The organism is Herbaspirillum sp. meg3 (genome assembly GCF_002257565.1).
Lineage (GTDB): Bacteria > Pseudomonadota > Gammaproteobacteria > Burkholderiales > Burkholderiaceae_D > Herbaspirillum.
This window is the reverse complement of sequence record NZ_CP022736.1, coordinates 987,541-1,000,570: the sequence shown is the minus strand read 5'-3', so window position 1 is coordinate 1,000,570 and position 13,030 is coordinate 987,541. Positions and strand designations below refer to the sequence as shown.

The following is a 13,030-nucleotide window of genomic DNA, read 5'->3' as shown; positions in this document are numbered from 1 at the left end:
TCATGCCGGATAAGCAACTACATTTATCAAGTTCGCTCAGGCCTGAAGGTAATATAGATACAGCGCCAGCGCATGATCGGCGTCCGAGGTATCCTTCACACATCGCCGGACGCTATGGAACTGGTTCGGTTAACGCAGAACCAGTTGCAGCACTTGACGCATTGACAATACAGTAAGACGGCAGGCGTTTTATATCAGCTTCACAACAAGGTAGGCATCATGAAACTCATCGACCCGATCACCCAATTCCATTCCGAACTGCAAAAAATCCGTCGCGACATCCACGCGCATCCCGAACTGAGCTATGAAGAACAGCGCACCTCCGACGTCGTCGCGCAGAAGCTGACTGAGTGGGGCATCCCGGTCGTGCGCGGCCTCGGTGTCACCGGCGTGGTCGGCATCATCAAGAACGGCAGCAGCACGCGCGCCATCGGTCTGCGCGCCGACATGGATGCGTTGCCGATGCCCGAGCTGAACACCTTCCCGCATGCGTCCAAACACGAGGGCAAGATGCACGCCTGCGGCCATGATGGTCACACCACCATGCTGCTGGGCGCGGCGCATTATCTGTCGCAGCATCGCGATTTCGACGGTACCGTATATGTGATTTTTCAGCCGGCGGAAGAAGGCGGACGCGGCGCCGAGCGCATGATTCAGGACGGCCTTTTTGAAAAATATCCGATGGATGCCGTATTCGGCATGCATAACTGGCCGGGCATGAAGGCCGGCACGTTCGGCGTGACGCCGGGTCCGATGATGGCGTCGAGCAACGAGTTCTATGTCGACGTCAGAGGCAAGGGCTCGCACGCCGCGCAACCGCACAAGAGTATCGACCCCGTCATGACGGCGGTGCAGATCGCACAAAGCTGGCAGACCATTGTCTCGCGCAACACCAATCCCAACGATTCAGCCGTGGTATCAATCACGCAGATCCACGCCGGCAGCGCAACCAATGTGATCCCCGACAACGCCATGCTGATCGGCACAGTACGCACCTTCAGCACGGCGGTATTGGACATGATCGAACGCCGCATGAAGGAAATCGCCGAGCACACCTGCGCCGCCTTCGATGCTGAAGTCGACTTCACCTTCAACCGCAACTATCCACCGCTGGTCAATCACGCCAAGGAAACCGCGTTTGCAGTCGAGGTCATGCAGAGCATCGTCGGCGCCGACAATGTCAACGCCACCGTCGAACCAACTATGGGCGCGGAAGATTTCGCCTTCATGCTGCAACACAAACCCGGTTGCTACGTATTCATCGGCAACGGCGAAGGCGGCCACCGCGACAGCGGCCACGGCCTGGGTCCGTGCAATCTGCACAATCCGAGCTACGACTTCAACGATGACTTGCTGCCGATCGGAGCGACCTATTGGGTACGCCTGGCCGAGGCTTTCCTCAAGCCGCAATAAACACAGCGGTAACGCAAGGAAAAATTAAACGGCGACGCTATCAAGCGTCGCCGTTTTTTATTGCCCATGCAACGAGCAATCCGCTTTATCAGTCTTATCGATCAGTCGGCAAGAATCGCCACCGCCTGCTTGCCGTAGGCAACGATGTAACCGCCGTTTTGCTGCTGCCATTCACGCGCAATCTGCTCGTCGCTAAACCAGTTCTGCCGGAAGTCGCCAAACTGCCCTTGCTCAAAGCGATAGCGATCCAGCACCTCGGCTCCGCGACGGTCAATCTCGTGCTTGCATGCTTCCCACCCGGCAAATCCCAGTTCCCTGCCCAGCATGTGCAGAACGTGTTTGAGTTGCAAGGTATCGCGCACCGCATAGAGATCGGTGACGCTCAGCTCCGGCATGACGCCGGTGTCGATGATCCGGCGCAATACCGGCAAGGCTTTGCTGGGTTGTGCGTCGCGGCCGTTGCGCACCAGGCGGCGCGCGTGACGACGCAGGAATTCGCTGTTGCAGCCGGGTTCGCCGCCTACATTACCGGGGACGGAAGAGATAGTGCCGGAGGATTTAAAAAGAGGATGGGAGGTAGACCACATAACGTTCCTTTCATAGTGCCCGCTCTCGCAACGGTCATGATTAAGGTTGTACGTCAGGGTTTATCCGAAAAAGGAAGTACCGCTTCGACATCAACAGGTGCGTCAGCTTTCGCGAGAACGGGCCTCCTGTCAGGCCCGGCGCTATTCTAGCTCTGGAGAGCGGCTCAAGGCAATGTCTGTTCAGAAACTGTTGTTTCGGGCATGATCAGCGCTTATTTGCCCTCTTGCTTAGCTGCTCAACGACAACATCAATTACAACAAGGAGAAACAATGAAACTGGTCGCCGATTTCTTAGTAGGACTGATCGCCGTTTTGCACGTCTGGATTCTGGTGTTGGAGATGTTCTTGTGGACCAAGCCTTTTGGCCTGAAAACCTTCGGACAGTCGCGTGAAGCGGCCGAGGCATCCAAGGTGCTGGCGGCGAATCAGGGCTTGTATAACGGATTTTTGGCCGCCGGTCTGGCGTGGGGACTGATCAGCGGCGACGGCGCCGTCAAACTGTTCTTTGTCGCTTGCGTGCTGGTTGCAGGGATCTACGGCGGCCTGACGGCCAAGCGCTCGATTCTGTATGTACAGGCATTGCCGGCCTTGCTGGCGTTGATTGCGCTGCTGGCCAGCCGCTAGTCAATCAGCGATCACTTCGCCGTCGGCGGCACTTCTGCTTGCGTTTGTGCAGCCACGGTGGCCTGGCGCAGCAGGCGGATGTCGCCGTACCAGGCTTCTACTTTCTCTTCGGTATTGTCGGTGTCGGTCAGTACGCCGACTCCGATCAGCCGTCCCGGTTGTTCGCCATATACCTTCACGTAATCATCAACGATATTGCGTTGATAGCTGACCCACTTGCCGACATTGGCCGCGCCGCTTTCGGCCACCAGCATCTGGATGCGGCCGGTACGCGTATTGGAAATAATCGTCTCTTTCGGCGCCTTGTTTTCCCAGATATACATCAGCGTGGCATAGGGAAACTCGTGCCCCGACACCAGCTTGGCGGTGTCGAACAGGATGGTGTCCATGAAGGATAATTTATTCTTGTCACCGTCAAAGGCCAGCACGATGCGTACCGGGGAGTCTTCGCTGTCGCGATAGCGGTTGTCGGCGGTTTTGATCAGGGCCGAAGTCTTCCAGCTCCAGGTCAACCAAGGTTGTTTGAGCGGATCGATGTTGACCTCATGGCGCAAGCCTGAGGAAGCCTTGTCGGCATAGGCCCGCAACACCGTTTTATCACCATCCTTGACCAACACGTAATCGGTGGTCTTCTTCTTGCGCATCAGGACCAGTGGTTCCCATTCATTGGGCAGCCCGCCGGCGGGATTGGTTGAGAACAGGGCCAATGCCTGATCAAGGCGAATCTGCTTGGCTACCGGATCGTGGATCTTTTGCGTGTTGGCGCATGCCGCGAGCAGCGCCACAATACTTGTCAATACAGCCAGACGCAACGAGGAAGGGACAGCACGAACTGAAGGTGGAACGACTGACTTCATGAGCTTCTTTGCAAGATTTAAGATGCGATGCGGACGCTGGCCGAAGCTCAGTTTTGCTGACGCAGGATGTTGATGAACATCTTGCCGATTGAAGACAAGGTGGCATTTTTGCGGGTCACGATACCATAGTGCTCGATACGGGTCTTCAAATGCACGGGCAGGATGCATAGCATCTGCTTGGCGGCGAAGAAGTGCGCGATATCCAGTGGCATCACGGCTACCATATTCGATTGCGCCAGCAAGGTGACGGTGACGAACGGCGATGCGGTCTCGATGACGTTGCCAGGCACCTTCAGGCCTTCCAGCTTGAACTCGTGCTCGATCCAGATGCGCATGGGCATATTGCTGGAGTACAGAATCCACGATGAACTCATTAACTCCTGCAAGCGCACCTTTTGCGCCGTCGCCAACGGATGATCAAGGCCGGTGACGATGCACATCGGCTCGCCGCGCAACATTTCATAGTTGTACAACTGCGGCTGCGAACTGACCGAGGAACGCCCCACCATCAGATCAATGCGGCCTTGATCCAGCAAGAGCAGCTGGCGCGCACTGGTGTCTTCGGTGATTTCGATCGAAACTTCCGGCTGCACTTCACGCAAGCGCGTCAAGGCGCGCGTGACCATGGGCGCAGCGCCCATGATGGTGCCGATCGACAAACGGCCGCCCTGCCCGGTCAGCATGCCCTGCAACTCATCGCGCAAATTGCTGATGTCGCTCTGGATCAGGCGCGCGTAACGGATCACGCAGCGGCCCAGTTCGGTCGCTTCAATACCGCGGGGCGAGCGGTCGAACAAGGTGACGCCCAGGGCCGACTCCATTTCATGCAAGGCCTTGGTCGCTGCCGGCTGGGTCATGTGCATGACTTCGGCCGCCTTATGCAAGGATCCCTGTTCGTCGAGTGCGGTCAGCAAGGCAACCTGCTTGAAGCGCAGGCGGCTAACGATGGCGCTGACCGACGGCAGCACGGATGGCGCATCCTGCGGTGTTTGCACCAGATGTGACTCGTCCGCGTCGTCCTGTCCTTGCAGTTGGTTATCACCCGATGAATTAAGGTCATTAGACATCGTTGGGGAAGCCTCTTATATTCTGATCCAGCAAAAACACAATGCTAACGCATCCATCCCTAATACTCATAAGGATGCGAATAATTTCATCGAGACATTTGCGAAATTAATCTGAGTTTGACCTCAATCGATTGATTTCCTCCTCTTGCTGGCGCGCCATGATGCAGTTGCTCGTAATTGCTGCGCCACAGCATCAGATGCATTTTGCAAATTTCTCGCTAAAAAATACGGAGACACCGTGAGACTGATTCAATTCGAAGACCGCCAGGGCGGCCGCAAAGTCGGCATCGTCAATGGCAAAGCCATCAACGTGGTTTCTCAGGTCAGCACCATGCGCGAGCTGGCCCTGCTGGCGATTGCCGAAGGTAATTCGCTGGAACGCCAGGCGCAACTGCTCAACAGCAATTCACAGGACTCGCAAGAAGACTATGCCGCGATCCTGAAGGAAAACCGCATCCTGGCGCCGCTGGATCACGAAGATCCGGCGCACTGCCTGGTATCCGGCACAGGCCTGACCCATCTGGGCAGCGCGTCCACACGCGACAAGATGCACCAAAAGCTGGACGATGACGAAAGCGCCATGACCGATACCATGCGCATGTTCAAGTGGGGCCTGGAAGGCGGACGTCCGGGCCGCGGCAAGGTCGGCGCGCAGCCGGAATGGTTCTATAAAGGCGACGGCGACATCGTGGTCAATCCGGGCGCAGCCTTCCCGATGCCGGAGTTTGCCGAAGACGCGGGTGAAGAGCCGGAACTGACCGGCCTGTACATCATTGACAACGATGGCCAGCCGCATCGCCTCGGTTTCGCCATCGGCAACGAATTCTCCGACCACGTGGTCGAGCGCAAGAATTACCTCTACCTGGCGCATTCGAAGCTGCGTTACTGCTCTTTCGGCCCGGAACTGCTGGTCGGCGATCTGCCCACCAATCTGGTTGGCATGAGCCGTATCCGCCGCGATGGCCGCGTAATCTGGGAGAAAGAATTCCTCTCCGGTCAGGACAACATGTGTCACGCCATCGAGAATCTGGAGTATCACCACTTCAAGTACAACCAGTTCCTGCGTCCGGGCGACATCCACGTGCACTTCTTCGGCACTGCGACCTTGTCGTTCGCCGACGGTGTCCGCACGCAACTGGGCGATTGCTTTGAAATCAGCCTGCCGGATTTCGGCGAACCGCTGGTCAATGGCATCGTACGCGAGCAATCGCGCATTGCCATCGACGGCATCAAAGTACTTTGATTTTCACGTAGCAAGTTTTAGGAATTTTGTTTAGGAATTTTGTTTTCACCGACAGAAAATCGCCCACCAAGAGGCGATTGCCGATACGCTCTGCTGACCGGACATCCGATCCGTAGAGCACATCACAATAATGAACGGTCCTGTGTAGCGGACATTCCCGGTCCAATGCCAGGCCTCAGCAAGGAGACCCAGCGATGCAACAACACTTCCATCCGACGTGCGTGCCAACCCACGTGCAAGCGATATCCACTTCCAGTATTCCATCCATTCTGCCGCGGCCGTCTGCCGCAAAGCGATAGCGCACGGCAGCGCATGATGGTAGCCGGCATTGTTTTAACGATGCACCGGCCTTAACGAATCAGCTGCTGTCCCGAAGACTTCTGGAGACTTCATGCATTACACCTTTGATTTCATGAGCGTGTTCGTCAACTGGCCCCGTTTGCTCGAAGGCGCCTGGCTGACGATACAGTTATCCGCGCTTTCCATCGTATTGGGCTTTGTCGTCGGCACCCTCTGCGCCATCGCCTTCAAGAGCAAAAGCTGGCTGCTGCAGGCGCTGGTCAAGGCTTATGTCGAGATCATCCGCAATACGCCGCTGCTGGTGCAGGTGTTCCTGGTCTATTTCGGCCTGGCGAGTATTGGTCTGAAACTGACAGCCGAAACCTCGGCCGTGATCGCGCTGACCGTCAACGTCGGCGCCTACACGGCAGAGATCATGCGCGCCGGCATCAACTCCATCCATCCTGGCCAGATCGAAGCGGCCGAATGCCTGGGCATGTCGAAGTTCCATGTCTACTGGCATGTGGTATTGCTGCCTGCGGTGGAGCGCGTGTATCCCTCGCTGACCAGCCAGTTCATCCTGCTGATGCTGGCCTCGAGCATCACCTCGCAGATCTCTGCAGAAGAACTGACCGCCACCGCCAACCTGGTGCAGTCGGAAACCTTCCGTAGCTTTGAAGTGTATGTGGTGATCGCCGTTGCCTATCTGGCCTTGTCTTTCCTGTTCCGTGCCGCCTTCTGGCTGATCGCAAAGTCAGCGTTTGTGCGCAAGCGCCGACTCGGCACCAATCTGTAAGGAGACCACGTGACCTCATTTACCTTTTTACACGTCGAATACCTGTTGCAGGCAGCGGTCTGGACTGTGGTCTTGTCGCTGGTGGCGTTCGTCTTTGGCGGCGTGGCCGGCTTTGTGATCGCGCTTTGGCGCGTATCCCCCAACAAGACGCTGCGCGCCATCGCCAGCTGGTATATCCAGATCGTCCAGGGCATCCCGCTGCTGGTGATCCTGTTCGTCGCCTACTTCGGTCTGGCGATTGCGGGCTTCAAGCTGTCGCCGCTGGTCGCTGCCGGGATTTCGTTTGCAGTGTATTGCGCCGCCTTCCTCGGCGAGATCTGGCGCGGTTGTATCGAAGCAGTGCCGAAAACGCAATGGGAAGCCTCCGAATGCCTGGGCTTCAACCGTTTCGAACAATTGCACAAAGTGATCCTGCCGCAGGCGTTCAAGATTGCGATCCCACCGACTGTCGGCTTCATGGTGCAGATCGTCAAGAACACGTCGCTGGCATCGGTGATCGGTTTCGTCGATCTGTCGCGCGCCGGCCAGATCATCAACAACTCGACGTTCCAGCCGTTCACCGTGTTCGGCTGCGTGGCCCTGATTTATTTTTGTCTCTGCTATCCGCTGTCGGCGCTGAGCAAGCACTTTGAAAGGAAATTGAATGTCAGCAATCGTTAGCATCAACAATCTGCACAAGAGCTTCGGCACGAACAAGGTGTTGAATGGCGTCTCGCTGGATGTGCAGAAGGGCCAGATGGTCGCCATCATCGGCCGCAGCGGATCGGGTAAAAGCACCTTGCTGCGTTGCCTGAACGGACTGGAACGCATCGACTCGGGCGATATCAACGTCTGCGGCCATGACATCCATCATCCGGACAAGCTCAATCTGCGCGAACTGCGCAAACAGGTCGGTATCGTATTCCAAAGCTACAACTTGTTTCCACATGTGACGGTTGAACGCAACATCACACTGGCACTGACGACCATCAAAAAGATGGCGACAGCAGAAGCAAAAAAAATCGCGCACAATGTCCTGACGCTGGTCGGCCTAGAAAACAAGAAGGATGCTTATCCGGAACAACTCTCCGGCGGCCAGGCACAGCGTGTGGCAATTGCCCGCTCGCTGGCGATGGCGCCGGAACTGATGCTGTTCGACGAAGTGACATCGGCGCTCGATCCGGAACTGACCGGCGAAGTACTGAAGGTCATGGAAGATTTGTCCAAGCAAGGCATGACCATGGTGCTGGTCACGCATGAAATGGCGTTTGCGCGCAAACTGGCCGATATTCTGGTGTTCATGCATCAAGGAAAAGTCTGGGAAATCGGACCTCCGGATGAATTGTTCACCAATCCAAAAACCGCTGAACTGGCGAAGTTTGTCAGCAGCGATTTGTAATCACAGCACTACAGGCAACTTCGGCAACACCACCTAGCAGTAGAAATCTATACATCAGGAGACAACATGAAATCATTACTGAACTTCACCAAAAAAGCCGCTGTCGTCATGCTCGGTCTGGCGTGTTTCGCTCAGGTCGTCCACGCGGACACGCTGGCCGATATCAAGGCACGCAAGAAGGTGTTGATCGCCGTCGACCTCGGCGCGCCACCGTTCGGCATGACCAACGCCAAGCTGGAGCCGCAAGGTTCGGACGTGGAAACTGCACGCGCGCTGGCCAAGGATCTTGGTGTGGAACTGGAAATCGTACAAGTCACCGGGCCAAACCGCGTGCCCTTCCTGATGACAGGCAAGGCCGACATGGTGATCGCCACATTCAGCATCACGCCTGAACGCGCCAAGGTCATCACCTTCACCCATCCGTACGGCGCTTCGCAGTTTGTCGTTGCCGCGCCGAAGGGCACGGCAATCAAGGGCCTGCCTGACCTGGCCGGTAAGCGTATCGCTGTCGTGCGCGGCAACATGCAGGATTCCCTGCTGACCCCACTGGCACCGAAGGGCGCAACCATCGTGCGTTTTGACGATGACGCTACCGTGACTGCTGCTGTGGTGTCGGGCCAGGTTGATGGTCTGTGCACACCAAATGCGCTGGCAGCGGCGATCGCTCGTCAAAATCCAACCAAGGGTCTGGAAACCAAATTTGCGATCAAGGACATTCCTTACGCAATCGGTATCCGCCAAAACGAACCTGAGCTGCAAAAATGGCTGAACGCCTGGATCGACACCAACACCAAAAATGGCCGTCTGGGCCAGATCTATCAACAATGGGTCGGCACACCAATGCCTGACCTGGCGCAATTTGCAACGAAGTAAGCACCAACGTATTACGTGAGCAGCACCATGCGCAGCACGGCCGGTGTTTCGGCATCCGAATACACCGGTCGGCTTGCATGACATTCTCTTAGTTGTCGATACTTAGTTGCCAATATTTACCGAGATCATCATGAAACCAATTTCTCCCGTCATCCGATTGAATCCTGTCGATGATGTTGTCATTGCGCGCCGCCAGCTGATCACCGGCACCATTCTCGAAGAAGAGAACGGCCTCCGGGTTGCGGCGCTGATCCCTGCCGGTCACAAGATGGCGACACGCGCCATCGCTGCCGGCCAGCCGATCAAACGCTATGGACAAATCATCGGTACCGCCAGCCAAGCCATCGAGCCAGGTCAGCACGTGCACACGCACAATCTGGCTATGGCGGAGTTTTCGCGCGAACACTCCTTTGGCGCCGATTTCAAACCGGTCGATTATGTCGACACACCGGCGACCTTCATGGGCATCAAGCGCCCGGATGGACGCGTCGCCACGCGCAATTACATCGGCGTGCTGACTTCGGTGAACTGTTCGGCGACTGCCGCGCGCGCAATCGCGGATTACTTCCGCCGCGACATCCATCCTGAGGCGCTGGCGGATTTCCCCAACGTCGACGGCATCGTCGCACTGACCCACGGTCTGGGCTGCGCGGTTGACTCGGAAGGCGAACCGCTGGCAATGCTGCGCCGTACCCTAGCCGGTTATGCCAAGCATCCGAACTTCGCCGCCGTGCTGATCGTCGGCCTCGGTTGCGAAACCAACCAGATCTCAGGTCTGCTGGAAGCGCATAACCTGAAAGAGAACGAGTACTTCCACACCTTCACGATCCAGAGCACCGGCGGCACCGCCAAGACGGTTGCGCTGGGTATCGAGAAGATCAAGAAGATGCTGCCCAAGGCCAACGACATCAAGCGCGAACCGGTGCCTGCCAGCCATCTGACGCTGGGCCTGCAATGCGGCGGTTCCGATGGTTATTCTGGCATCACCGCCAATCCGGCGCTGGGCGCTGCAGTCGACATGCTGGTCAAGCACGGCGGCACCGCGATCCTGTCGGAAACACCGGAAATCTATGGTGCGGAACACTTATTGACCCGTCGCGCGGTCTCGCCGGAAGTCGGTGAAAAACTGCTGGCACGCATCGCGTGGTGGGAAGAATACTGCGCCAAGAACGGCGCCGAAATGAACAACAATCCATCGGCAGGCAACAAGGCCGGCGGCCTGACAACCATTCTGGAAAAATCGTTGGGCGCAGTCGCCAAGGGCGGCACCTCGAATCTGGTGGACGTCTACAAATATGCCGAGACAGTGACGGCCAAGGGCTTTGTCTTCATGGACACGCCGGGCTACGATCCTATCTCTGCAACCGGGCAAGTCGCCGGCGGCGCCAACATGATCTGCTTCACGACCGGTCGCGGCTCCGCGTATGGCTGCGCACCGTCGCCGTCGCTGAAACTGGCGACAAATACGGCGCTGTGGCAACGTCAGGAAGAAGACATGGACATCAACTGCGGCGAAATCGCCGACGGCATGGCCACGCCGCAGGAAATCGGTGCGAAGTTCTTCCAGATGATTCTCGACACGGCTTCCGGCAAAAAAACCAAGAGCGAATTGCATGGCTATGGCCAGGATGAATTCGTGCCTTGGCATATCGGCGTCTATACCTGATCATTTTTTCTCCTTGCTGCTGCCGGCGCTATATTTGCCGGCGGCAGTTTTTGCCTTCGGCAGTTATTCCTTCAGGGTGTTGCGACATGTTTCAGGGAATTTTCCATGAAGTTTTCCCGGGGACATTTCTCAGCATCTCGTCCGGGCAGTTTCGTCTTCTTCCCGGCATTTCGTTCTTCGACTGACCTTCATCTGGAGCAGGCATGGCACAAGCATTCACGATTCAGGCGCATCTGCCTGAAGATCATCAACAAGCAACCCTGATCGGCCGCATCTGGCAACCAAACGTCGGCCCCGTACTGGTGAAGGTGCAAGCCGACGGCGTGTACGACCTGAGCGCTGTCGCCGCAACATCGAGCCAATTGCTGGAACTCGACAATCCTGCCGCAGCGGTCGCACAAGCCAAGGCGCCACGCCTGGCTTCGCTGGAAGAACTGCTGGCCAACGCCGACGCTGCCACCCGCGATACGTCGCGTCCATGGCTGCTGGCGCCGATCGACCTGCAAGCAGTCAAAGCTAGCGGCGTGACCTTCGTCGCCAGCATGCTGGAGCGTGTGATCGAAGAGCAAGCGCGCGGCGACGCCGGCAAGGCTGAATCCGTACGCAAGGCCATCACTGCGGTCATCGGGGACAACCTGTCGAGCGTGGTGCCTGGATCCGAAGGAGCCGCCAAGCTCAAGGAAGTGCTGCTGGAACAAGGCGTGTGGTCGCAATACCTGGAAGTCGGTATCGGCCCCGACGCCGAAATCTTCACCAAGGCGCAGCCGCTGTCTTCCGTCGGTCTCGGCGATGAAGTCGGTATCCATCCCAAGTCGGTCTGGAACAATCCTGAGCCGGAGATCGTCCTGGCCGTCAACAGCCGCGGAGAGACGGTCGGCGCGACGCTGGGCAATGACGTCAACCTGCGCGATTTCGAAGGCCGCAGCGCTCTGCTGCTGGGCAAAGCCAAGGACAACAATGCTTCGTGCGCCGTCGGGCCTTTCATTCGTCTATTCGATGCAAACTTTTCAATTGACGATGTACGGCGCGCCGAACTTACAATGCGGGTAGACGGTACAGAAGGCTTTACGCTCAAAGGCAGCAGCTCGATGTCGATGATCAGTCGCGATCCATTGAATCTGGTGGAACACGCGATTGGCCCGAACCACCAATACCCTGACGGACTGGTGCTCTTCCTCGGTACGATGTTTGCGCCGACGCAGGATCGTTTCGGCCCGGGTCAAGGCTTCACGCATCAGGTCGCAGACATCGTGACGATCGCAACACCTAAGCTGGGCGCGCTGGTGAACAAAGTCAACTTTACCGACAAGGTCTCGCCGTGGACATTTGGACTGACGGCGCTGATCAAGAATCTCGCACAACGAAAACTCATTTAAAGGAAATCCCCCATGTCGCAATCGCAATCTTCTGGACGCCTGGCCGGCAAGACCGTATTGATCACTGCCGCAGCCCAGGGTATCGGCCGCGCTTCGACCGAGCTGTTCGCCAAGGAAGGCGCACGCGTCATCGCCACCGACATCAGCAAACAGCATCTGGATGAGTTGGCGGGCATCGCCGGCGTGGAAACCCGTCTGCTGGACGTGACCGACGACGCTGCCATCAAGCAGCTGGTGGCAGACATCGGCACCATCGACGTACTGTTCAACTGCGCAGGCTACGTCGCCGCCGGCAACATCCTGGATTGCGATGACAAAGCCTGGGACTTCTCTTTTAACCTGAACGCCAAGGCAATGTTCCACACTATCCGTGCGGTGCTGCCGGGCATGCTGGCCAAGAAGTCGGGTTCGATCGTCAACATTGCTTCTGCCGCATCGAGTGTCAAGGGCGTGGCAAATCGTTTTGCCTACGGCGCCAGCAAGGCGGCTGTGGTCGGCCTGACCAAATCAGTTGCGGCAGACTTCGTCGCCCAGGGCGTACGTTGCAATGCCATCTGTCCAGGCACCATCGAGTCGCCTTCGCTGAATCAACGCATCACCACGCAAGCCAAGGAAAGCGGCAAGAGCGAGGAGGAAGTACGCCAGGCATTTGTGGCACGCCAGCCAATGGGCCGTATCGGCAAGGCAGAAGAAGTCGCGCTGCTGGCGCTGTTCCTTGCGTCTGAAGAATCAGCATTCACTACTGGCGCGATCCACATGATTGACGGTGGCTGGTCCAACTGATTGTTTTAACGGACGACCTTGCTGCGATGTAGTTTGCTACATCGTTGCGATGTTTGAGTGAGTGGTTGTGCGGTGTGTTTCTCACACA

The 13,030-nt window shown here is 57.2% G+C and carries 13 protein-coding genes; 10 read left to right on the top strand and 3 right to left on the bottom strand.

The annotated features are described in order from the left end of the window. Positions 1-219 precede the first annotated feature (219 nt). Positions 220-1,413 (top strand): M20 aminoacylase family protein, encoded by a 1,194-nt coding sequence (locus tag hmeg3_RS04580; RefSeq protein WP_094562677.1) that lies wholly within the window; start codon positions 220-222, stop codon positions 1,411-1,413. A 101-nt stretch (positions 1,414-1,514) separates the two neighbouring features. On the opposite strand, the gene hmeg3_RS04575 is transcribed toward hmeg3_RS04580, so the two are convergent. Beyond that, the gene (locus tag hmeg3_RS04575) at positions 1,515-2,000 is read right to left on the bottom strand and encodes a hypothetical protein (RefSeq protein WP_094562676.1); all 486 of its coding nucleotides are present in this window, start codon (positions 1,998-2,000) and stop codon (positions 1,515-1,517) included. A 270-nt stretch (positions 2,001-2,270) separates the two neighbouring features. On the opposite strand from hmeg3_RS04575, the gene hmeg3_RS04570 reads away from it, so the two are divergent. Beyond that, entirely contained in the window at positions 2,271-2,624 is a 354-nt protein-coding gene (locus tag hmeg3_RS04570; protein ID WP_094562675.1) for a DUF1304 domain-containing protein, read from the top strand. An 11-nt stretch (positions 2,625-2,635) separates the two neighbouring features. On the opposite strand, the gene hmeg3_RS04565 is transcribed toward hmeg3_RS04570, so the two are convergent. Further along, positions 2,636-3,481 (bottom strand): DUF3047 domain-containing protein, encoded by an 846-nt coding sequence (locus tag hmeg3_RS04565; RefSeq protein WP_094562674.1) that lies wholly within the window; start codon positions 3,479-3,481, stop codon positions 2,636-2,638. A gap of 47 nt (positions 3,482-3,528) precedes the next feature. Continuing rightward, a complete protein-coding gene (locus tag hmeg3_RS04560; protein ID WP_094562673.1) occupies positions 3,529-4,548 on the bottom strand; it encodes a LysR family transcriptional regulator in 1,020 nt (339 codons plus the stop codon). Between the two features lie 238 nt (positions 4,549-4,786). Here hmeg3_RS04560 and araD1 point away from each other — a divergent pair, with 238 nt between their 5' ends. From araD1 to hmeg3_RS04520, 8 genes are all read left to right on the top strand, one after another. Beyond that, positions 4,787-5,791, top strand: coding sequence for an AraD1 family protein (gene araD1 / locus hmeg3_RS04555; RefSeq protein WP_094562672.1), 1,005 nt, complete (start codon positions 4,787-4,789; stop codon positions 5,789-5,791). 391 nt (positions 5,792-6,182) lie between these two features. Continuing rightward, positions 6,183-6,866: an amino acid ABC transporter permease gene (locus hmeg3_RS04550; protein ID WP_094562671.1), complete on the top strand. Its 684-nt coding sequence runs from the start codon at positions 6,183-6,185 to the stop codon at positions 6,864-6,866. A 9-nt stretch (positions 6,867-6,875) separates the two neighbouring features. Next, positions 6,876-7,526 (top strand): amino acid ABC transporter permease, encoded by a 651-nt coding sequence (locus tag hmeg3_RS04545; protein WP_094562670.1) that lies wholly within the window; start codon positions 6,876-6,878, stop codon positions 7,524-7,526. Next, on the top strand, positions 7,510-8,244 hold the full coding sequence (locus hmeg3_RS04540) for an amino acid ABC transporter ATP-binding protein (protein WP_094562669.1): 735 nt from the start codon (positions 7,510-7,512) through the stop codon (positions 8,242-8,244). Before hmeg3_RS04545 ends, hmeg3_RS04540 begins: the two co-directional genes overlap by 17 nt. A 66-nt stretch (positions 8,245-8,310) precedes the next feature. Then, on the top strand, positions 8,311-9,117 hold the full coding sequence (locus tag hmeg3_RS04535) for a transporter substrate-binding domain-containing protein (RefSeq protein ID WP_094562668.1): 807 nt from the start codon (positions 8,311-8,313) through the stop codon (positions 9,115-9,117). Between the two features lie 130 nt (positions 9,118-9,247). Continuing rightward, a complete protein-coding gene (locus tag hmeg3_RS04530) occupies positions 9,248-10,783 on the top strand; it encodes a UxaA family hydrolase (RefSeq protein ID WP_094562667.1) in 1,536 nt (511 codons plus the stop codon). 203 nt (positions 10,784-10,986) lie between these two features. After that, the gene (locus tag hmeg3_RS04525; protein ID WP_094562666.1) at positions 10,987-12,159 is read left to right on the top strand and encodes a fumarylacetoacetate hydrolase family protein; all 1,173 of its coding nucleotides are present in this window, start codon (positions 10,987-10,989) and stop codon (positions 12,157-12,159) included. A 12-nt stretch (positions 12,160-12,171) separates the two neighbouring features. Beyond that, positions 12,172-12,942, top strand: a complete 771-nt coding sequence (locus hmeg3_RS04520) for an SDR family oxidoreductase (protein ID WP_094562665.1) — start codon at positions 12,172-12,174, stop codon at positions 12,940-12,942. Positions 12,943-13,030 lie beyond the last annotated feature (88 nt).